Here is a 20,766-nt window from a genome sequence, read left to right on the forward strand (position 1 = left end):
TGATTTACTTTTTGCTGAATGGAGGGCCTTAATTGAAAAAGAAATCGATTGGTTTGTTGTTAGCTAGCGCATATTTATTTCACGCACGTTCTCGTCAAAAATCCTTAAAAGCCTGTCTTTTTGAAGATTCTTTACGTCTTTCCCAAATTGCTCGACTTGAACGAAATCCGAAAGTCACCAAGGCTTTTTATCATTGGCAACGATCATTAAATGAACAAGTGACTTTGCCAAAACATTTACGTCATCTTTTTCCTCTTCAAGAAATGACTCAATTTCCTACGATGTATCGCATGTCAAACTCCGTTATTGCACCTACCAAGAAAGCTGTACTGTACCTGCATGGTGGGGGCTTTACATTGAATCTAGCCTATAGCCAATTAGACTTTAGTTATAAACTAATTGAAGATCTCTCTTTTGCAACAGATTATTTTATCCCTGTATATCCATTAGCACCAAATAAGTCTTTTGCTGATATTTATGATCATTGCTATGCTGCTTATCAAGAAATTTTACAGCATTATGATCCCGAAGACGTTATTTTATTAGGTGATTCTGCTGGTGGCACATTGGTTTTAAACGTATTGCAGAATTTAGCCATCGATTTCCCTGAACGCTTACCCAAAGCTGCTGTTTTAATTTCTCCTTGGTTAGATGGACATTTAGACATTCCTGTTGCCAAAAGTTATCAAAAAAAGGACAAAATGATTGGCATGAACTATTTACAATTAATTGCCCAAGAGATTGATGACACGGCTAATCACTCCACGCTTTCTTTAAATTGCTTGTCCTTTGATTATCAAAAATTTCCGCCACTTTTTTTCGTGGGCGGCACACATGAAGTTTTTTGTCCTTCCTATCACCAATTTTTAAAACAATTAGGGCCACGACCACAAGATACTTGCCGATTGGTGCCTGGCATGCAACACGTTTTCGCAATGAAACAATACTTGCCCGAAGGACGACAAGTGCGGAAACAAATTGCACAGTTTATCCAAGAACAATGGTAAAAGGCAAATGGGACAGAAGTCAAAACGACTTCTGTCCCACTTGCCTTTTTTTAGAACAAAACACTTAGTTTTCTTCGGCGACTTTTTTCTCCCGCATAGTCAAAACAGCGCTAGCCAAAAGAACAACCACTACAAAAGCAATGATTCCTCCTACTAAAAGACTCGGACCTGCCTCACCTAATTTACCTAAAAATAGGCCTGGGATTAAATAATCTGTATCCGCAAACGTTGAGGATGCTAACTGTAGATCACCCAAGACTGGTAAAATAAATAACGGTAACCAACTAATTAATAAGCCATTAAACGCAGCCCCTAAAATCGCTCCCCGACGTCCCCCTGTGGAATTTCCAAAAACGCCTGCCGCGGCACCACAGAAAAAGTGCCCAACAACGCCTGGTATAATCACGGTGGTATTCAGACCAACCATCGCTAACATTGAAATAGTTCCCACAATAAAGCTCACAAAGAACCCAATCAAGACAGCATTTGGCGCATAAGGAAAGATAATTGGAACATCAAGTGCTGGTTTAGAATTAGGCACTAATTTTTTAGCAATTCCTTGGAAAGCTGGTACAATTTCTCCTAAAACCATCCGCACACCTTGTAAAACCACTACGAAACCAGCCGTAAAGGTTCCTGCTTGAATTAATGAAAAGATAATCGCATTTTCGCCATTGCTTAACTCATGCTCGACATAGCCTGTCCCAGCCAGCAAAGCCAAAATCACATAGACAATCGACATCAAAATCATAATTGAGATGGTTGAGTCTCTTAAAAAACCAAAACTTTTAGGAATTTTAATATCTTCCGTTGACTTTTCTTTATTCCCAAAGACTTTTCCAATAAAGCCACTTGCAGCATAACCAATATTCCCTGTATGCCCCATTGCTACTTTATCATTTCCAGTAATTTGTTTCATAAAGGGCTGACAAAGAGCAGGTGTCACTGTTAATAAAGTTCCTTCAAATAAACCACCTAAAAGAATCATTGGCAAACTAACGCTAAAACCGGCCCCAACTAAAATAACGGCTGTCAAACACGAAACGTACATCATCGCTTGACCTGTCAAAAAGATATATTTAAAACGTGTAAAACGCGCCAACAGAATATTAACAACCATGCCCACCAACATAATCAGAGCAGTTGGTGTCCCATATTGTTGCAAGGCAATCGCTACAACCGCTTCATTACTAGGCACCACGCCTTGTGTATTTAATGCGGTTTGGAACATCTCCGCAAAGGGCGTTAATGAGTTCGCCAATAGCCCTGCGCCACCAATTAAAACTAAGAAGCCGACGAATGTTTTCAACGTTCCTTGAACAACATCAGAAAATTTCTTTTTCTGTAAAACTAATCCCAACAAAGCAATTAATGAAACCAGAATCGCTGGCTGACTAACAATTGAAACAAATAAATTCAATAAAGTTTCCATGTTTTTCCTCCTTCTTATTGATGTGCAATGCCATTGTCATCTAAAACTTTCAAGACTTTCTCCTTCGTTTCATCGTAATCAATAATCGCATTTAAAGGAATGATTTTTTCATCAGGAATTGACCCTAAAGCATCTTGCAATGTTTTTTCGACAAAGAAGTAATCAGCCATATCACCACTGGCACTCCCGACATCTGTGTGATCAATTTGAAAATTATCTGTATCAACACCGACTTCCTCTAAAATTTGTTGGATATTCATTTGCACCATAAAACTTGTTCCTAAACCACTTTGACAAACTGTAAAAATCTTCATCTTATTTCTCTCCTTCTTGGATAATTGATAATATTTCTGGGACGGTTTCAGCCGCCACTAAGCGATGTAATGATTCTTTTTTTGATAGAATTTTTGTCAGACTAGATAAGGCCCGTAAATGTGTTTCGTTATCTGAAGCAGCTAAACAAATAAAAAGGTGAATTTCATGCTTAGGATCTTCCAATAAATCGACACTTTTTTGGATTTTTAGTAATGACATGCCTAACTGATTAACGCCATCTTCTGGTCGCGCATGAGGCAATGCTACGTCTGGACAGATATGGATAAATGGCCCAAACGATTCGACTTTTTGAATCATTGCATCAATGTACTTTTCCGTAATACTGCCATTTTTTAATAACGGCTTGGCAGCTTCTGTAATTCCCGCTCGCCAGTCTGCAACTTCAGGCTGGACTTGGACTGTTTCTGTTGTTAATAATTCCGATAACATTGGACGCAGATCCTCCTCTTTTTCTAAAATTTTGTTCATTTTACGATGCAAGACACGATATAACTGCGCTTCTGTGACTCCTTTTTTTAAGGAAATGTAAGGTTTTAACGCATCTAAAATATCTTTAACATCTGGCATGGAAATACCTGGCAATAGCCAATCTGATTGAACTTGGTGCATCAATTGATTTTTCTCCAAAGAGCTCATAATGGGCTTGGTAAGATAAACCTTTTTGGCTGTTTCAATAGGGACCGTTGAGAAAATGATGTCATAGCTTTTTTCAGACACATTCTCTATTTCCCTCACCGCATTTGTTTCTTTAAATTCAATTATTGGAAATAGCCGACGCAATTCCGATTGCAAAATCAACGAAGAACTGATACCACTGGGACAAACAATTAGCGCTTTTAGCTTTTCTTGCCGCTGCTCATTTTTTTGGCCGAAAATTTCTCCACCAAATAATATGGTAAAAAAACCAATTTCCTCTGACGGGATTGAACGTTTCGTTAATTTTTCTAAAGGAGCTAACGCTTGTTCACAAAGATGATAAAGCGACCGATACGATTGTCGAATATCCTTGATTAAAACATTCGGTAAGTAAAAGCCATAGTTAATCCGAAAATAAGCAGGAACCAGATGATAATACACATTCATGAGCAATTCACGAGGCTGTTCAAATTGAACGACGGCCAATAATTCCATTTTCCGAATAATTTCACCAGAAATATCTAATAAAAACTCTAACTTCGTATCTCGCAATTCTCCTTGCAAGGCTGTCATTAAACAAATCGTTAAAAAAAGACTCTCAGTTTCTACACTCGCTACTGGCCCAACTAAATCACTTAAAATACGACAACTGACGGGATAAGCGCGTAAGGACTGAATTAACTGGTTCTCAGGCCAGACGACTGTTTCATATTTGCCTAATCTTTTTTGAGAAAAAGCAAGAAAGTAACTAATTTCATCCAATCTGCTGGGTACCAGTTGAAGCTGTGCTTCCTGGACGGCTAATTGAATGCCGTCACGCATTTTTGCGTATTGGCTCATTTGATGCTGACTGAGCCAGCAAAATAAAGCGAAGGTGCCCGACTTTTGTTGTAAGAGGCGGGCAAGCCAATTTTTCCCGAAACGACGAATCCGAAATTCATCTCCTTCTAGGTAAAACCCTCGTTTTCGTTCGTAGGATAAAGCAATGTTTTCAGTTGCTAGTTGGTGTCGTACTTTTTTGATGTCCGCTAAAATAGTGCCTTTCGAAACGTCTAAAAAATTTTGGTAATGATACACCGATAGTTCTTCGATTTCTGAATAAGTGAGTAAAAAAATGAGTGCTTGTCTTTCTGTTTCGCTATAAATCACTTGACGTTGTTGAAAAAGTTGTTTTCCCCATTCATTTGCGGAAAGGTTTGGAATGCTGACGGTATTCTTTTGAACTTCTCCGCCTATTGTCGAAAGTTGTGTCACTAATTCTCGTTGTGAAAGATCGGTTATTTGTTGAGCCAAAGAGAGCGCAATTTTTTGCCCTGCATACTCGTCAAGGAGATAACTTATTTTATAATTCACAGCTGTGTCCTCCTCCTGTAATCATCATATAATGATAGCGCTTTATTTTCTATCTAAGTTGGGTACAAATGTCTACTGTACTTTTTTGATAAATTGTACCGTTCTTTATTTTAAAGTTAACAAAAACCCGTTGCAAGTTTCTCAAAAACTTACAACGGGTTGTCTTTATGTTAATTGTGTTTGTAATGCGATATTCAGCAAGATAGCTATTGCTACCCAGCCACCACACATCACCAGAAGCAGCCAACTAAACATTGATTGTTTTACTAAAGACTGCTTAGGCTTTGCTTGATGAACAAAATTCATGCTACTTACTAAGAACAGTAAAAATAAAGCAAAACAAAGGACGGCCAAGCCAGCACAAATCCAAATCCACATCGTAATCTCCATCTATATTCCTCCTTCTACAATTGACTCTGTTTATAAAAACAGCACATTATTTTTCCTTTTTCCTTTTTTTATTCAAATAATAGAAACTTATTAGTGCTACAAGTAAACAGGCAATACCAAGGCTGTAAAGCCATGTGCTATTTCGTTCACCTGTCCTTGGTAAGGACGTCTGTGCAATAGTCGGATTCGTCTTAGCAGTGTTTTTTCTACTCACTTTGTCTTGTTGTTGTGACGTTTTTTTATCTTTATTAGTGACTGGTTGTTCTGTTGACTTAGTATCACCTTCCGTTTTTAGGGGTGCCTTCCCTCCATAAAGCGTCACACCGATATTCGTTTGTCCCGCTTCTTCTGCAAAGCTCTCAGAAGAAGCGGTCAGACTCGCGTTGGCGATGATTAAAAGCATTCCTAATGTCACCAGAAGTGACCCTTTACTTTTCGCTGTCATCATCACGCACTCCTTGTCTATTTTTCAAGGCTGCCTGTTTTTCTTGTTGTAAATAGGCTTGTTGTTTTAGTATTGCTTTCTGTTGTGTAAAACGCCAAATAGCTAGAATTAGACTCACAATTGTTGCAGCTAACAATCCATAAAAAACTTGATTCCACCAAGTCGGTAGGACCAATTTCACTACTGCTTCTTTGTTTAATTTCTTGGCTTCTTGACTACTGATGGTAAATTCTTGCTTAAACGGCCACACTTGTTGTTCATCTTCTTTCAAGACCGCTTTTCCTTCAAAAATATAGGTACCTGGACGAAGATCTTCTTTCCCGAAATCTAAATGGAAGTTCATCGTCGAATTCGGTGCGAAACGAACACTTGGTAAAATCCGTTTGGCATATTCTTTCGTTTCGCCTTTTTTCGTTACTTTTCCTTCTAAACGTACTTCAGGAAAAATAGCGGATGTCGGATTCTGAATAACCGCTTGGACCGATTTATTTCCTAAAGCAATGGTCGGAACTAATTTAACTAATTGAAGAGTCTCTGCTAGATACATTGGTGTATCTTCTGACGTTCGTAAAGCAATCGCTACGTTAAACCCATATCGACTGGTTAACCCCGTTGATTTTCCTTTTTCTTCCTTTTCATCTTCTGCAAGCGAAGCATAGACACCACCTAAGACTAATCCCTGAAAACCATTTTCTGGAATTTCGACAGTCATTTTGGCTGCTACGGTTTTCTTAGCGGGAACTTTCACGTGTTCCTCAGGCAATTTGATCAATGTTGTCAAGGGTACTTTCAAACTTGCATCTGGTTTTTTCTCGAAATCATTGTACACAATTAAACCATTGTCATTCGTCGTAGCATTTGCCAAATTTAAATCAATCGTTAATTCTTCATTTGTTTTATTAATTAATGACAGTTCTACTTCTTGTTTCTGTCCTGGTTTCACAATGAGATCGTAGTAGGATTGCGTATTTTTCGCTTGATTCTCTGGGATATTGGGTTTAACTGTAAATTTTGTATTCATGTTGTCATCCGCTTCTTCTGCTTGTACAGCAGAAGGGATGCTTAATGCCATCACACAAATAAAAACTGTGACGATTAGCCAGCGCATTGTCTTCATTATTTGTTCCTCCTATGTATCGAAAAGGAGCCGTGCACCACTGCGCAGCTCCTTTTCTAGTAATGCAGTATTCTCGTTAGTAACTGTTTATGGCGCAGCCACTAATGTCCAAGTTACGTTACCTGTATACGCACCATTTGTAATTTGTGAACTAGGTGTTGTAATGTTTAATTTTACATTTGATAATTCAGAATCCCATGTACCTTGACCTTTACCAACTGCTGCTGTAGCAATTGATACAGCTGCTCCACCTACTGGAATAGTTGTTCCAGCAAATTCAGGGCTTCCTGGGTCTGCTGCAAAGGCAGCCACATCACGTGAGTATGTTTTTGCTGTTTCATTGTATTTAGCTACAGCCCCTGTTTGTGTAAAGGTAATTGAACCTTCTAAAGTAGCAGTACCATTTTTCATTTCAGCAACGCCTGCAGTAACCGACCAACCAGCTTGTGTTCCACGAACATCCCCAACGGCATAACGTTTTGTTTGGGTTCCTTTTGCATCTAATGAAATCGCTGATAAATCAGAACTAACTTCTGTCGCAGCAAATTTGAATTCTGTTGGAACATATAACAAATCAAAGTTAGTATTCGGATTTGCAGGATCTGGATCTTGTGTATCTCCGTCACCATCTCCAGTCCCATCAGGTGGTAATGAACCACTCGTCATTTCTACGTTTGCTGGTGTTGTACCAGTCGTTGTTGCATGTGCTGCTGCAGGAGCGATGCTTGCTCCTAAAATAGCTGTTCCTGCAAATAAAGTTACCAATGTTTTTTTCTTCATTTTACTCTCTCCTTTATTATCTTGGTTGATTAATGAATAAAAAAGTTAAAAACTTTTTTATCTCGGTAGAACGTAAATTAAGTATAGCGAAAAAAAGCCTGCTTGTGATTTCAAATTTTAAACACCTCATGCAAAAAAAATGAATTTACTATAACAGCAAGGTTCCAACGACTTTTCGCGTCTTTGAAAACGTAATTTTCAAAAAAGATATTGTTTTTTTCCATATATAAAGTGGTGATTTTATAAAAAAACAGCGAAAAAACGTCAAAACATTAGTAACAAACACTAACATTTTGACGTTTTCTCGCATTTATTAAATCAAAATTCCCTCGATATTTTTAAAAAAATTAGTGAAAACTAAAATTATATCGTTTTCATAGACAAAACGTACATTTTTTCTTACGAAAATTGATAATCACTCGCTGACTATTCTCTAATCAAAGCTTGCGTTGTACAACGGAAAGAACCACCTAACATTCTAGAAACATGGTAATCAATTGCCTCAACTTTGATACCTTTTTCCTCTATTTGAGGAATTAAGGTTGTAAACGATTGGTCCGTTACATACGTTTCTTCATTAAGTGGTAGACCATTTGTCACTAAATACGCTGCTTCTTGCAAAGTAACGTGAATTTTTTCCCAGTTTGCTAATTGCGCAGGAAGACCATCCAAAAAGGCTTCTTCACAAACAATCATCAAGCCATCTCTCAACAAGCTTAACGCACAATCTAAGTGGAGAATATGTGGATGTAACCGAACTGGCACCACCTCATAACCAAAATGACCAATCATATTGGTCAACCACTGAATCCCCGCTAGGTTACTTGCCAAACCGGAGTAGCCCACAAAAATTGTTTTTCCTAAAACTAAAACATCGCCGCCTTCAATAAAGGGACCTGCTTCACTTAAAGCCCCTTCAGAAATGTCAGGTTGTGGCGCAGCAAAATAATAGCCTTCTGCTTCTTGTGTCCACTGCTGAATAATCGGACGAATTGGTAAAATTTCTTGTCGACGGTGTTGGAATCTTAAGTTTCCTTCTATTAAGAGATTGCCAATTGTAAAAAAAGGGTCTCGTGAAAAGAAGTTACTATATCCTACACCCAATTCCTTGCCATGTTCTTTTTCATAGGTTGTCAATAAACGCGGACGAAATACTTCTACGCCATAAGATTCTAATACTCCTTGCATGACTTCTTTTTCTTTTTCCCAACGAACTTGTTGTTCTGGTGCAAAGTCTGCTAAATCACGCCCTTCATTATTCTGTGTTAAACGGGCATTTTCCTCTGTTAAAAAAGTCGTATCCGCTTCATCAAATTTATCTGGTAAACAAAATTGCGATTGTGCTAAAACAACTGAACGCAACGGTGCAAATTCACTTTCAACATGCATTTTTTTCATTATTTGACCTCACTTTTATCTGGTTACCTTCATTATAACAGAGATAAAATTTTTATGCCTTTAATGAAGAAAAAGCAGAACGTATAGAAGTTCTGCTTTTTCTTTATTTTGTTATTTGCCAATACCTTTGTCTTTAATCTCAGCTTTTTGCCCGGTGCCATCTACTAAGCCAAAAATAATCTTTGCTTGGTCTGTATTATCAATTTGTCCTGAAAAAGCTTCTGCTTGTGGGCCATAAGCATAGACATTTACATCTTCTCCCGTGTGTCCGCCAGTAGTCCAACCAGTATTCGAACGTTCATCAAAAATCTTTCTTAATGCCTGAGCGATTTTTTCAACATCTTTTGACTCCGCCGCTGTTTTCACTGCTTTCAATTCAGCCTCACTTAATTGAAAATCAATATACTCAGTCACTGTTTTTTCCACATTACCATTTTTAATAATTTCTTCTGCCATGAAATCAGGCGTGCGTTTTGCCGCATGTAAAGGCTCCGTCAACCAATTGTATTGATCGCCTTTACCTAAAGACAAACCACCAGTAGAATGATCTGCAGTTGTAACCACCAATGTTTCACCATCTTTTTTGGCAAAATCGATGGCCTTTTCAAACGCCGCTTCGAAGTCTTGCATTTCGCTCATCGCGCCAACAATATCATTGCTATGCCCGGCCCAATCAATTTGGCTACCTTCAACCATTAAAAAGAAGCCTTTTTCATTTTTATCTAACCGTTGAAGAGCCGCTTCTGTCATATCAGCTAATGAAGGAACTTCTTCCGTTCGGTCAATCATTTTAGGTAGCCCGCCTGGTGCAAACAAGCCTAAAATTTTGTCGTCTTGGTTCTCATTTAACGACTTTTTATCTGTGACATGACCATAACCCGCTTGGGAAAATTCTTTGACTAAATCACGATCTTTCCGCGCAAATAATTCGGAGCCGCCGCCAAGTAACACATCGACTTTGTGTTGTCCGTCGATTTGATCATCAAAATAGTCATCGGCGATTTCTGCCATATTTTTGCGTGAAACATTATGTGCGCCATATGCAGCAGGGGTTGCATGTGTTATTTCAGATGTTGCTACAAGCCCCGTTGATTTCCCCACTTTTTTCGCACGTTCCAGCACTGTTTCTGTTTTGGACTTGTCATTATCGAGTGCTATAGCATTATTATAGGTTTTTACTCCGGCAGCCATCGCTGTCGCTGCGGATGCTGAATCGGTGACATTCTCTTCTTCATCTTCTGGATAAGTGGCTTGCTGTCCGACTAAATAGGTATCAAAAGCTGTTTGGGGAACACGCTTGTCTGAGTGATTGGCTTTGAAATAGCGATAGCCCGTTGTATACGGATTCCCCATGCCATCTCCAATCATAAAAATAACATTTTTTACTGGTGCTTTTTCGGATTCACTTGCCTTCGCTTCAGCAACCTCTGTTTGTTTTTCGCCGCTTTTCTGTTCAGATAAATTTGTACAACCCGCTAATGTTGTGAATGTTAATAAGGTAACCCCTAGCAAAGCTCTTTTCTTCATTTCCTTGTTTCCTCCTTCATATCTACCCATACATTGACTATAACAAGTCTTAGTTGATTTCTGATAAATAACAAGTAAACAAAGTGTTAAGTTGTTGTGTTGCTTCTGTTAAGTTCCTTATTTGTCGCGTCTTGCTGCTCTTTTTTCGGCCTCTTTGCGTAATTGTTTCTGCGCTTTTTTTGATCCGCGTTCAATATCTTTGAGTTTCTTTCGTTCATGGAAATCTGTAAATAAACTTTCTAAATCATAGTCTTGCGGATATAGATCTTGTGCTTTCGCTTGTAATTTCAACCGTCTTCGTGGTACATTTTCAATTTTATCATTCACAAATACTTGGATTTCTTGTTCACCCTCATCTGTAAAAACCAACCCAATTTGTTGTGTTTCTGTCAATAGGACACGATCACCTTTTTGATAACGGTGTGTTTCTTCTACAAACGTGGCAAAGGTCGTTTCTTTTGCTTTCAGGGGTTTAAATAAAATTCGATTAGTAGGGTATTCTTTCCGCTGAATATAATGAGCCGCCTTTTCAATGAGCTGTGGCTCCATCTTCATTTTACGTGCAATCCAAAGCGCCTGACTATCGCCAACTTCACCAATTTTCAATTGATATTTGGGCGTTAATGTTTCACGATCGAAGGCCATTGCGGCGGGCACAAAATCATCATGTTCTTGGGCAAAACGTTTAATTTCACCATAATGGGTCGTCGCAACTACCAAGGCACCCTTTTGATACATCGTTTCCATGATCGCAATCGCTAAGCCAGCTCCTTCGTTTGGCTCGGTGCCACTGCCAATTTCATCTAATAAAACAAGTGTGTGTCGCTTAACGTTACGCAACATTTCCGCAATATTTTTCATGTGCCCAGAAAAAGTGCTTAACGCATTTTCCAGATTTTGCTGATCACCAATATCGACAAAAATTTCATCTAATACTGGAATCTCTGTGCCCGCTTGTGCTGGAATTTGCAACCCAAATTGTGTCATGACAGTCAATAAGCCCACCGTTTTTAAGACAACCGTTTTACCACCAGCATTAGCGCCTGTAATGACAAGTCCTCGATACTCTGCTCCTAAAGAAAACGTCAATGGTACTGCGTGTTCTAATAAAAGTGGATGTTTTCCTTGAACAATGCGCAAGCGTTCTTCTTTGTTTACTTTTGGCGTGATCCCACCAATTTCGCGACTATACTTTCCTCGTGCAAAAATAATATCTAAGGTGGTCATTGTATCGACGGCTTGATCGACAAGTCGTTCTTGCTCATTAATTAACCCAGTTAGTTCCGCCAAAATTTGATATTCTTCCGCTGTTTCTTCCGCTTTTAAGAGTGTCAATTGTTCATTTAATTTACTAATTGCTACAGGTTCAATAAAGACCGTTTGTCCTTTATTGGATTGTTCAATGATTGTGCCTGAAACCTTATTTTTATAGCTAGCTTTGATTGGTACCGTGTAATGTTCCCCTTTTTTCACCATCATATTTTCTTGAATATACAGTTGATTATTTTTATTACGTAAAAATTTGGTGACTTTTGTTTCAATGTCTTGTTGGCATTCATTGATTTGACGCCGAATTTTCCGAAGTTGACGGGAAGCATCGGTGGCGACTTTTTGGTTATGGATTTTCGTATAAATTTGTTCTTCGATTGCTCTGAAGTCAGCTAAGTGCTGACTGTAACTAAATAGGCGTGGTGTTTGGTATTGATTTTTTTCAAAAAACTTCTGGATTCGCTGACTACTTCTTAAAAAGTCAGCCACCTCAATCAATTCGTTTGGTGTAAGGATTAAGCCTTTTTTCACTTGTTGAAGCAAGCGGGTAATTTGACTCAAGCCCATGAAAGGGACGTGTTGTCCGCTATCAATAATTAAGCGGGCCTCAGTTGTTTCCGTTAAGCGGGACTGCACTGTTTCTAAACGTGTTGCAGGGACCATTTTCGCCAACCGTTCTTTACTATACTCGCCAATCGCACGTGTTTGAACTTCTTTAAGAATTGTTGTAAATTGTAATTTTTGAATGGTTTCATGATTCATTTGTTTTTTTCTTCCTTTCTATCGCGAAAAGAATACCTGGCGCCTTTAAATAAAAACCAGTTTCTACAGAAAAAGAGGACAGCGTTCTACCGCTGTCCTCTTTATCGTTGGATAAAGGTTACTAAAGAAACCTCTTTTAAATGAGGTATTTAGTAATTGAGATGACTGACAGGTATCACTTTCTAAGCACACCAAATAAACCTTGCTTGGTTCACTGGTTATTCAACTTATCAATTAGATACCTACGACACTCACCAAAATACCCCACATTCGTTTGTTGGTTTTTATTTATTCTCCACTTGAGAGTAGCAAATCTGGTGGAGAAAGTCAACTAAAGATTGGCCCTTTACTTATTCAATGTGTTTTTCATCATGGTTAGTAACGTTTTCACGTCTTCTGTTCTAGTGTCCCCTGTTTCTTGATCGATAATTGAGCTGTAGACATGAGGAATGATTTTTTTAACGCCGGCATTCACCGCAATTTGAACAATTTCTTCAAAGTTTTCTAAATCAATGCCCCCTGTTGGCTCTAAATAAAAGTCATACTTGGCACAAGCTGCTGCTACTGCTTGGTATTCTTCTTTGTGAGCCAAGCCTTTCATCGGGAAATATTTAATGGAACTACCTCCCATGTCTTTCAACAATTTGATGGCAGTTTCGATAGGTACTTCTGCCGCTGGCGCACCCGAGCTTAACGGACCTGTCGCAATATTAACATAGCCAACTTTGCCTGTGGGTGACACCAAGCCATTAATCACTGTTTCGTCTTGACGAAGTAAGGCCCGCGAAGCGCCGACACCTGTGAAGACTTGGTTCACGTGTTGCGGTTGTAGAACTTCTGATAAGCGAGCCACCATTTGACTTTGATTAGGATCGCCAGCCCCTAAGCCGACAGATAAAGCGTTGTTGGTTGCTGCTTGGTATTTTTTCATATCTTCAATGGCTGCTTCATCGGTTTCATAGTTTTTTGAAAGGACGCCTAACACAACATGCCCTTCTGCTGCTTCATAACAGGCTTGGGCATTTTCTACTGAATTGGCTAAGACGTTTAAACAAATGCGTTCTTCTAAATAATTAGGTTTTAATGACATGACTTATTTCTCCTTTGTGTCCATAATTTCTTGTAATCGTTGCACGATTTTGTTCATTTCTTCTTGATTGACAGAACGAATGTCAAACTCAATGATGCCATTGTTGGCTTGATATTCTCGCGTATAAATGGCCGGACTTTCTGCTTTTAATGCTTGGATGACTTCCTTGGCAGTTTTTCTGCCGTCCACTTTGACACTGGCGCGATAAATGTCTCGTCCGGCGCCATCTTGGACGATTTTGGCGGTTAAATCTGACAAGTTGTTGATAGCTTCAACAAACGGTTTTAAGCGTTCTTGCATCGAAGCTCCTGATTCACTGCCATGCGCCAAGTATTCTTCCACTGCTTGCGTAAAGCCCAGGATATTGTCTTTGCCAATTTTCATTGCTCGACCAATGCCTTTGCCTTGTAGGCGCACCCAATCAATGTATTCTTTTTTCCCGACCACTAAACCGGCACTTGGCCCTTCAATGGCTTTGGCGCCGCTGTAAATCACCAAATCAGCGCCTGCTTCGGTGTATTTGAAAAGATCTTCTTCTGCTGCCGCGTCAACAATTAGCGGCACCTTGTGGCGTTGCGCCACTTTGGCCGCTTCGGCCACCGTCAGCATACTTTTTTGCACGGTATGATGGCTTTTGATGTATAGAATGGCCGCTGTTTTTTCGGAAATCATCATTTCCACGTGTTCTGGACTGCACATGTTGGCGTAGCCAGCTTCCACTACTTGGCCGCCGCCTTGCGCTACCATGACTTCTACAGGCGTGCCATAGTCCACGTTGTGCCCTTTAGGTAAAATAATCTCTCGCTGTTCAATTTTTTCTGTATAGGGATGATACGCGTGGTACAAGCTGCCTTTTCCAATCAAGGCAGCCACCGCTTGGGCAATCCCCGCCGAAGCCGAGGAAACGATTTGGGCATCTTCTACCTTCAACAAGTTGGCTAAAAAGGCCCCTGTTTGCACACTAAGTTCACTCATTTCAAAGAAATGTTCGCCGCCGAATCGTTGAGTCGCGAGGACTGCCTCCGAAACTTTGGAGACACCTAGAATGGTCATTTTCCCAGAAGCATTGATGACTTCTTTTAAGTGGAATTTTTCGTAACTATTCATTATTTTCTCCTTTATAACAAACCAAAGAATGAAGTGACCAAACTAACTAAGACAATCGTGCCGATAATGATACCGTAACGTGGGCCTTTCTTTACCATGAAGAAATAAATAGCCATGACTGCTGCTAAAGGAAGTAACCCTTTCATAATTTGATCTAGAATATCTTGTAAAACAATCGTGGCACCGCCAGTAACTTTAAACGTCATCGGGCTAGCAATTTTAACATAACTCGCACTTAAAGCGCCCATCATCATCATTCCTAAAACATTTGCTGAATAAATGACTTGCTTAATTTTGCCGTCTTTTAACAAACTTAAGATTGAATTACGCCCTAATGTATAGGACTTATTCACTAATGTCCAACTGATGTATAACGTAATGGCTGTGTACAGAACCAACGGACCGATACTTCCAATCACGTTACCTCCTTTAGCCATTGGAATAAAAATGGAAATGATTAACGGCATTAATGCTGCCCAAATAATCGAATCGCCAATCCCTGCCAGCGGACCCATCAACCCAGTTTTAATCGATGTGATCGCCGTATCAGAGATCGCTGCACCATTGGATTTTTCTTCCTCCATAGCAATTGCAATCCCTTGAATTGAAGCCCCTACTGTTCCTTCAGTATTAAAAAAATTCAAATGACGTTTCAGAGCTTCTCTTTGTTGTTCTTCATCGTCTGCGTAAAGTTTTTTAATTGCAGGAATCATCGATGCACAAAAAACTAAACTTTGGAGACGTTCATAAGAATTTGATAATTCACAGCCTAGTTGATAAATCCAAAAGGCTTTGGATAATTCTTTTTTAGTAATTTTTTTCTGTTCCAATTGTTGTTCATTTGCTTGTGTCATTTGTTCCATTATGCTGCCTCCTCACTCAATGCCTTATTTCTAACTAAAAAGGCAATACAGATTCCTAAAATAGCGACGGCCATAACTTCTGCGCCAAAATATACTACTGCAACAAAACCAATTAAAAAATAAGGAATCAAATTTTTCTTGCCAATTACCATAATTGTTAAGGCGAATCCTAACGCTGGTAAAATACCACCCATTACTTCAAATCCATGCATCAACCATGCTGGGATAACTTCTAAGACTTTATTCACCACAGATTGACCAAAAAAGTTCGCCGCAAAAACCAACGGAAAGCGAATTAAAAATCCCGCTAAAGCTGGATAAACAAACGCAGCTCGGTAAATCCCCCCATAATTTAACTCTTCTGCATATTTATCAGCCATATGCACCCACGTCGCATTGATGGTCCGCCGTAATTGATCCATAAAGACGCCTAACACACCAAAAGGAACAGCTAGTGCAACAGCCGCCTCGGCATTCATTCCCACACCTAAAGCAATTGGAATCGCAATTGCTGAAGCTAAAGCCGGATCACTAGGCACATTGCCGCCCGGTGTAGAGGTGACTCCGAGATAAACAAGTTGAATCCCCGCCCCCACAACCATTGCTTCACTAAGTTTTCCTGTTGCTAAACCAGCCACCAATGCTGCACCTAATGGCTGAGACAGCATGCCTGAAAATGTGTACCCAAAACGCAAACGTGCAAACCAATAATAAAGTCCCATAATAATTGAAACACCTAAAACGCCCATATGATTCTCTCCTTTTTCTCTGATTATAGTGATTGATATTTTTCAATTAATTTTTGAATTGGTAGGGGATTTTCTTCGGGAATCGCTTGGAAGAAAACATGGATGCCCTTCGTTAAAAGTTCAGTCAAAATTGCAACATCTTCTTCAGATAAATTGATATTTTTTAAAACATTTTTCCGATTTGGTCCGCCACCTAAGCCACCAACTTGAATCTCCTCTTTAATAATTTCTTGGTCCACCATCGCTTTTAAGGTCGTTAAATCTGGCACTAAAAATAACACCTTTTTCTCTTCCTTTTCTTGCGATTCCCAATATTCTTTGGCATTTTCAATCCCTTTAATTACTACAGAAACCCCTGGAGGCGCTGCCATTAAATAAATACTTTGTAAAAATTCATCTTGCTCTAGTTCATCACTCACTACCAAAATTTCATTTGCACCTGATTGTTGTAACCATTTAGTCACTACTTGTCCATGGATTAAACGACTATCGACTCTTGTTAATACGATTTTTGACATTCTGTTCACCTGTACTTTCTTATTTTGGAATTTCTAAAATTTGACAACTGTCTACTGCTGCTTGTTGAATCATTTCTGCGTCTTGTAAACGAAACCCAGGACCACTTTGTTTCATGACGGATTCTAATAATAACGATGTGCATAGTCCGGACACAATCAGGAGGTCATAATCTTTTGATAAACGCAATGCAACGTTACTAGGTGTGCCGCCTTTAACATCTGTTAAAATTAGCAGCTGGTTGTGCCACGTTAATTGTTCAATTTTTTCTGTGACTCGTTCTAAATAATCCCCCAGTGAATCCTCTGCTTGTAATGCAACTTCATGTACATTTGTAACTTCTCCAACAATCATCTGGACGCTTTTGACTAATTCCAAGCCCCAACCATTGTGTGTTAAAAGTAAAATTGGTTCATTTTCCATAAACAAACTCCTTTGCTAATTAATCATTTTATTAAAAGCAATAAGTGTGCCAACTTTCATTTCCGTTTGAATTAAGCCTTTTCAAAGAGCAATTCATAAATATAACGCACTTCCAAAGGTGGAATCAACAAATTATAGGACACTTCAATCGGTCGAAACGCCATTTTTATGACAGATACTGCTTCTGGCAACTCTCGGTATGACACTTCATAAGCTGTCGGGTCATATTCTGGATTTAGCAATTGCCGTTCTAACATACAAGCACAATGAATGATAAAACGAAGTAAAACCTTTTCGTCACTTTTTATTTTAGTTTGCAAGCAAATATCTGAATAAATCTTAGCTAATTCGATTGAAATGGTTGTAGGATTCAAAACCGTTAGTAAGTCTGTAATAGCTTCGATTGATAATCCTTGAATATATTTAGCTGAAACTTTCTTTAGTAACTCTTGGTTTTGTTTTTCTTCTAAATGATGGCCTAATAATTCGAAAACTAGCTGAATGCCCCGCTTCGATAGTAAATCTTGTAAAGAAATAAACGGAATATCTGGCACTTCTGTCTTTACGGTGCCAATGATGCCAACGATTTTCTCTTCTTTCCGAATAAAAGAATGCAAGCGATCAATGTCTTCCACTTCTCTTTTCTCTAAAGTAATGATGCGTACATTCGTTAGTAATTCATTAGGAAAAGTTTTTAGTAACAACTGTTCAATTTTAATAGCAGTCCCCATGCCAGTTAGACAGGAAATAATGAGAACTTTTGCCTCGTTGAAGCGACCTTTACTGCAAATCAAGGCGCGATGATTTTTTTCTTTTAAGACTGGTAATAGATACTCAAACGCCGTCGATTCATAAATGACTTCTCGGGCCACTTCTAGCAATGTTAAGAGATTGATATTGCTAATTAGCAGCACTTCCATTTGAAACGTTTGACTGATAGCATTACCAAAGTAAACCAAGGAACCGATGTCCACCATTAAAATAATTTTTTTATACTGATTTTGCTTTACAATTGTACGGACTTTTTCTAATGTTTCTTCCACTGATTGATTAATTGGCATATCAACTGCACGCATGACCGTTGTTGAGAACAGAAGGTTGGTGTACTCAACCATGCTGCTGGCCGTCGCGGCACCATGTGCAACGACGATAACGCCACAGTTTTCTTCAACTGAGTGCGCTCTTTTTTTAGCTGTGACTTTACGAATAAATAGATCAAAAAAGAGGATTTCCGTATCAGCAAAAGAAATCCCAAACAGCGTTTGTAAAAAGTCCACCATGGTCTTAGCAGCTTGATACTGGGTTACTTTGCCAGAATAGATATTTTTGGTATCTGAATAAAATGTTTCATTCATTTGTGCAGAATAAAAAACAGCAGAATAAAGGTGGACAATTAAAATATTCTGGAAATCCTCTGTCAATTTTTCTTGGATTAATTGTTCAAAAAAGACAATGGCTTCTTGAATTTTTGGCTGCAATGTTTCGTCAATGGCCTCTAAGGCTAGCGGTTCTTGAGCAAAAATGTCCATATCATAAAGTTGCTCGACTTTGTTTTGCATGATTGCTAGCGCATCCTCTGTCGAAAGAGTTAATTTTTTCAAATCTGCATATTCTTTCAATAGAAAATTATAAAAACGATCATTTTTCAGACTTTCTGATTTGAGTAACTCTTGACTGCTTAAATAAAAATGGTTGTATTGAATCGTGAGGCCATCGTTAGGTATCCACTCATTAAAAGCCAGCAGACTTTCTACATCAGGTTGCTCTTTGACTGTCCCCTCGTTTGCTTCAATGCAAATAGTTTCCGTTAATTGATCGAACACCTCTAAATAGGCTTGTGCGCTCATAAATTGAATCGCCGCTTTCAATTCGCCAACGTTGGCTTCAAAATGAGTAAACGTTAATTGTTTCAACGCCTCATAACGAATATGGATATTCTTTTGAATCCGTTGACTTTCTTCTAAGAAAAAGGACAAAATCAATTGAATTTTTTCTTTCATAGAGCGCTCGGCTAAAGCTGGAATAGCTAATGTCACAGGGATCCTTCTTAAAAACGTTTTCAAAAAATGTTGATTGACTGCTTCGGTTGTTGCAAAAATAAATTTTATCGATACATTTCTTTGTTTTTCGGCTTCGCCCATCCGTGTAAAATACCCTTTATCCAAAACTGTAAACAATTTTTCTTGGCCTTCGCTCGTTAATCGATGGACTTCATCTAAAAATAAAAAACCACCATCTGCCAACTCTACTAAGCCTTTTTGGTCATTGACGGCACCAGTAAAACTGCCTTTTTTATAGCCAAACAGATGAGAAGTTAATAATTCTGGATTGTTGAAATATTCTGCACAATTAAAATAAATGAATGGAACTTCTTGGTTCATTTTAACTTGATAAAATTGGTGTAATTGTTCTGCAATTAAGGTTTTCCCAACTCCAGATTCTCCAGTAAGTAAAATATTCAAGCCATTAGGCGGATATAAAATAGCGGCTTTCAACTTCTTGATGGCGTCTGCTAAGCTCCCATCAAAACCAATTACGTTCGCAAATGGATTCATTTTCAGTAGCTGCTTTTTCTTATGTATCTGTTCTGTCTGTTGATAAATATCCTCTTGCAGCGAAGCGAGGGAATCATAGCACGTGCTACTTTTAAAAAAAGGAAACTGTTCCTCTAAGTAGTCTTTGTCAAAAAATAACACTGGTCTTGATTTAACTTTAACGACTTGGTCTTTTCTCACTAATTCTGAAAGCTCTTCACTAACAGCGGTTCGGGTATAGCCAGAGGCCTGACTTAATTGCGAAGCCGTTGCGGGCAACAAGGTTGCTTTGCTACTTGGATTTTGTACGTGAAACTTTTTTAACGCTTGATGAATATTATCAATTCTCATAGTCTTTTCCCCATTTCTTTTTTGATCCAAAAGTTAATTTATTATACATTAAAACGGAAGCGGTTTCTTATTTACCATAAAAAAATCAAGTCTTTAACCAAAAGATTAAAGACTTGATTTTTATTCTCCGTATTGTACAAGTTGTGTATTTTCACAATGAAAGTCCAAGAAATCTTGGATTTTTTTACCATTGAAGTAGTTATCAATGACTCGCATAACCGCATTGTGGCAAACAAATAGGTAAGTTTCCTCTGAAGCCAAGGCTTCCTCAATCAAGGGATAAATTCGGCCCGCGACATCTAAGACTGATTCCCCTTCTGGAAATGGCAAGGAAATCTCAGAACGATTTTCCTGGAAAGCCGTTGTTTCAATCGGTTCACCATCATAAATGCCAAAATTCATCTCAATTAAACGTGGTTCTGTTTCAATCGTCAATTGATTTCGTTCCGCAATTTTACGGGCTGTTTCTTGCGCCCGTTTTAAAGGGGACGCCAGTAAACGGTCGATTTGAATTCCTTGTTTGGCAATTTTTTCAGCTACCAATTCCGCTTGTTGATAGCCTTTTTCGGTCAATTGCGCTTCCGCATGACCACAAATTCTACGGGCCACATTATAATCTGTTTCACCATGTCTCACTACGTACAGCATTTTTCCACCTCAGTTTTTTGTCTTGTGTCTATT

At 38.8% G+C, this 20,766-nt stretch carries 19 protein-coding genes; 1 reads left to right on the forward strand and 18 read right to left on the reverse strand.

The genetic code is table 11. The annotated features are described in order from the left end of the window. Positions 1–32 precede the first annotated feature (32 nt). On the forward strand, positions 33–1,007 hold the full coding sequence (locus MKZ30_RS11250; RefSeq protein ID WP_033601105.1) for an alpha/beta hydrolase: 975 nt from the start codon (positions 33–35) through the stop codon (positions 1,005–1,007). Positions 1,008–1,071: 64 nt separating this feature from the next. On the opposite strand, the gene ulaA is transcribed toward MKZ30_RS11250, so the two are convergent. The 18 genes from ulaA to MKZ30_RS11340 form a co-directional block, all read right to left on the reverse strand. Continuing rightward, complete coding sequence (ulaA, locus tag MKZ30_RS11255; protein ID WP_002355097.1) at positions 1,072–2,439, reverse strand: PTS ascorbate transporter subunit IIC; 1,368 nt, start codon at positions 2,437–2,439, stop codon at positions 1,072–1,074. Between the two features lie 14 nt (positions 2,440–2,453). Then, complete coding sequence (locus MKZ30_RS11260; RefSeq protein ID WP_002355095.1) at positions 2,454–2,753, reverse strand: PTS sugar transporter subunit IIB; 300 nt, start codon at positions 2,751–2,753, stop codon at positions 2,454–2,456. A 1-nt stretch (position 2,754) separates the two neighbouring features. After that, the gene (locus MKZ30_RS11265; protein WP_033601104.1) at positions 2,755–4,764 is read right to left on the reverse strand and encodes a BglG family transcription antiterminator; all 2,010 of its coding nucleotides are present in this window, start codon (positions 4,762–4,764) and stop codon (positions 2,755–2,757) included. A 165-nt stretch (positions 4,765–4,929) separates the two neighbouring features. After that, positions 4,930–5,154: a hypothetical protein gene (locus MKZ30_RS11270; protein ID WP_002415869.1), complete on the reverse strand. Its 225-nt coding sequence runs from the start codon at positions 5,152–5,154 to the stop codon at positions 4,930–4,932. 46 nt (positions 5,155–5,200) lie between these two features. After that, complete coding sequence (locus MKZ30_RS11275) at positions 5,201–5,602, reverse strand: EF2685/EF0750 family sortase-dependent surface protein (protein WP_002415868.1); 402 nt, start codon at positions 5,600–5,602, stop codon at positions 5,201–5,203. Then, entirely contained in the window at positions 5,583–6,716 is a 1,134-nt protein-coding gene (locus tag MKZ30_RS11280) for a WxLIP family cell surface protein (protein ID WP_033601103.1), read from the reverse strand. The genes MKZ30_RS11275 and MKZ30_RS11280 overlap by 20 nt, the downstream gene beginning before the upstream one ends. 87 nt (positions 6,717–6,803) lie before the next feature. Next, positions 6,804–7,496, reverse strand: coding sequence for a WxL domain-containing protein (locus MKZ30_RS11285; protein WP_002415866.1), 693 nt, complete (start codon positions 7,494–7,496; stop codon positions 6,804–6,806). Between the two features lie 426 nt (positions 7,497–7,922). Beyond that, entirely contained in the window at positions 7,923–8,894 is a 972-nt protein-coding gene (locus MKZ30_RS11290; protein WP_002415864.1) for a dimethylarginine dimethylaminohydrolase family protein, read from the reverse strand. A gap of 111 nt (positions 8,895–9,005) precedes the next feature. Beyond that, on the reverse strand, positions 9,006–10,451 hold the full coding sequence (locus MKZ30_RS11295; protein ID WP_002419333.1) for an alkaline phosphatase: 1,446 nt from the start codon (positions 10,449–10,451) through the stop codon (positions 9,006–9,008). An 87-nt stretch (positions 10,452–10,538) separates the two neighbouring features. Beyond that, positions 10,539–12,452, reverse strand: a complete 1,914-nt coding sequence (locus tag MKZ30_RS11300) for an endonuclease MutS2 (RefSeq protein WP_033601102.1) — start codon at positions 12,450–12,452, stop codon at positions 10,539–10,541. Positions 12,453–12,798: 346 nt separating this feature from the next. Further along, on the reverse strand, positions 12,799–13,542 hold the full coding sequence (gene dagF, locus MKZ30_RS11305; RefSeq protein ID WP_010715450.1) for a 2-dehydro-3-deoxy-phosphogluconate aldolase: 744 nt from the start codon (positions 13,540–13,542) through the stop codon (positions 12,799–12,801). A 3-nt stretch (positions 13,543–13,545) separates the two neighbouring features. Continuing rightward, positions 13,546–14,649, reverse strand: coding sequence for a DgaE family pyridoxal phosphate-dependent ammonia lyase (locus tag MKZ30_RS11310; RefSeq protein ID WP_010816792.1), 1,104 nt, complete (start codon positions 14,647–14,649; stop codon positions 13,546–13,548). An 11-nt stretch (positions 14,650–14,660) separates the two neighbouring features. Then, positions 14,661–15,512: a PTS system mannose/fructose/sorbose family transporter subunit IID gene (locus MKZ30_RS11315; RefSeq protein ID WP_002359140.1), complete on the reverse strand. Its 852-nt coding sequence runs from the start codon at positions 15,510–15,512 to the stop codon at positions 14,661–14,663. After that, positions 15,512–16,261 (reverse strand): PTS mannose/fructose/sorbose/N-acetylgalactosamine transporter subunit IIC, encoded by a 750-nt coding sequence (locus MKZ30_RS11320; RefSeq protein WP_002355079.1) that lies wholly within the window; start codon positions 16,259–16,261, stop codon positions 15,512–15,514. The genes MKZ30_RS11315 and MKZ30_RS11320 overlap by 1 nt, the downstream gene beginning before the upstream one ends. 23 nt (positions 16,262–16,284) lie before the next feature. Continuing rightward, positions 16,285–16,779, reverse strand: a complete 495-nt coding sequence (locus tag MKZ30_RS11325) for a PTS sugar transporter subunit IIB (protein WP_002368351.1) — start codon at positions 16,777–16,779, stop codon at positions 16,285–16,287. Positions 16,780–16,798: 19 nt separating this feature from the next. Then, on the reverse strand, positions 16,799–17,200 hold the full coding sequence (locus MKZ30_RS11330; protein WP_002367343.1) for a PTS sugar transporter subunit IIA: 402 nt from the start codon (positions 17,198–17,200) through the stop codon (positions 16,799–16,801). 71 nt (positions 17,201–17,271) lie between these two features. After that, positions 17,272–20,085 carry a sigma-54-dependent transcriptional regulator gene (locus MKZ30_RS11335; protein ID WP_033600998.1) on the reverse strand — a complete coding sequence of 938 codons (2,814 nt, stop codon included), beginning with the start codon at positions 20,083–20,085 and terminating at the stop codon, positions 17,272–17,274. Positions 20,086–20,205: 120 nt separating this feature from the next. After that, entirely contained in the window at positions 20,206–20,733 is a 528-nt protein-coding gene (locus tag MKZ30_RS11340) for a histidine phosphatase family protein (protein ID WP_002359138.1), read from the reverse strand. Positions 20,734–20,766: the final 33 nt, after the last annotated feature.

This window comes from Enterococcus sp. LX10, assembly GCF_023539285.1.
In the GTDB taxonomy this organism is placed as follows: domain Bacteria; phylum Bacillota; class Bacilli; order Lactobacillales; family Enterococcaceae; genus Enterococcus; species Enterococcus faecalis.

Excerpts from the sequence above, each read along its gene's own strand:
- ulaA (WP_002355097.1), bottom strand. The coding sequence starts at position 2,439 with ATGGAAACTTTATTGAATTTATTTGTTTCAATTGTTAGTCAGCCAGCG.
- MKZ30_RS11260 (WP_002355095.1), bottom strand. The coding sequence starts at position 2,753 with ATGAAGATTTTTACAGTTTGTCAAAGTGGTTTAGGAACAAGTTTTATG.
- MKZ30_RS11270 (WP_002415869.1), bottom strand. The coding sequence starts at position 5,154 with ATGGAGATTACGATGTGGATTTGGATTTGTGCTGGCTTGGCCGTCCTT.
- MKZ30_RS11275 (WP_002415868.1), bottom strand. The coding sequence starts at position 5,602 with ATGATGACAGCGAAAAGTAAAGGGTCACTTCTGGTGACATTAGGAATG.
- MKZ30_RS11280 (WP_033601103.1), bottom strand. The coding sequence starts at position 6,716 with ATGAAGACAATGCGCTGGCTAATCGTCACAGTTTTTATTTGTGTGATG.
- MKZ30_RS11285 (WP_002415866.1), bottom strand. The coding sequence starts at position 7,496 with ATGAAGAAAAAAACATTGGTAACTTTATTTGCAGGAACAGCTATTTTA.
- MKZ30_RS11290 (WP_002415864.1), bottom strand. The coding sequence starts at position 8,894 with ATGAAAAAAATGCATGTTGAAAGTGAATTTGCACCGTTGCGTTCAGTT.
- MKZ30_RS11295 (WP_002419333.1), bottom strand. The coding sequence starts at position 10,451 with ATGGGTAGATATGAAGGAGGAAACAAGGAAATGAAGAAAAGAGCTTTG.
- MKZ30_RS11300 (WP_033601102.1), bottom strand. The coding sequence starts at position 12,452 with ATGAATCATGAAACCATTCAAAAATTACAATTTACAACAATTCTTAAA.
- dagF (WP_010715450.1), bottom strand. The coding sequence starts at position 13,542 with ATGTCATTAAAACCTAATTATTTAGAAGAACGCATTTGTTTAAACGTC.
- MKZ30_RS11310 (WP_010816792.1), bottom strand. The coding sequence starts at position 14,649 with ATGAATAGTTACGAAAAATTCCACTTAAAAGAAGTCATCAATGCTTCT.
- MKZ30_RS11315 (WP_002359140.1), bottom strand. The coding sequence starts at position 15,512 with ATGGAACAAATGACACAAGCAAATGAACAACAATTGGAACAGAAAAAA.
- MKZ30_RS11320 (WP_002355079.1), bottom strand. The coding sequence starts at position 16,261 with ATGGGCGTTTTAGGTGTTTCAATTATTATGGGACTTTATTATTGGTTT.
- MKZ30_RS11325 (WP_002368351.1), bottom strand. The coding sequence starts at position 16,779 with ATGTCAAAAATCGTATTAACAAGAGTCGATAGTCGTTTAATCCATGGA.
- MKZ30_RS11330 (WP_002367343.1), bottom strand. The coding sequence starts at position 17,200 with ATGGAAAATGAACCAATTTTACTTTTAACACACAATGGTTGGGGCTTG.
- MKZ30_RS11335 (WP_033600998.1), bottom strand. The coding sequence starts at position 20,085 with ATGAGAATTGATAATATTCATCAAGCGTTAAAAAAGTTTCACGTACAA.
- MKZ30_RS11340 (WP_002359138.1), bottom strand. The coding sequence starts at position 20,733 with ATGCTGTACGTAGTGAGACATGGTGAAACAGATTATAATGTGGCCCGT.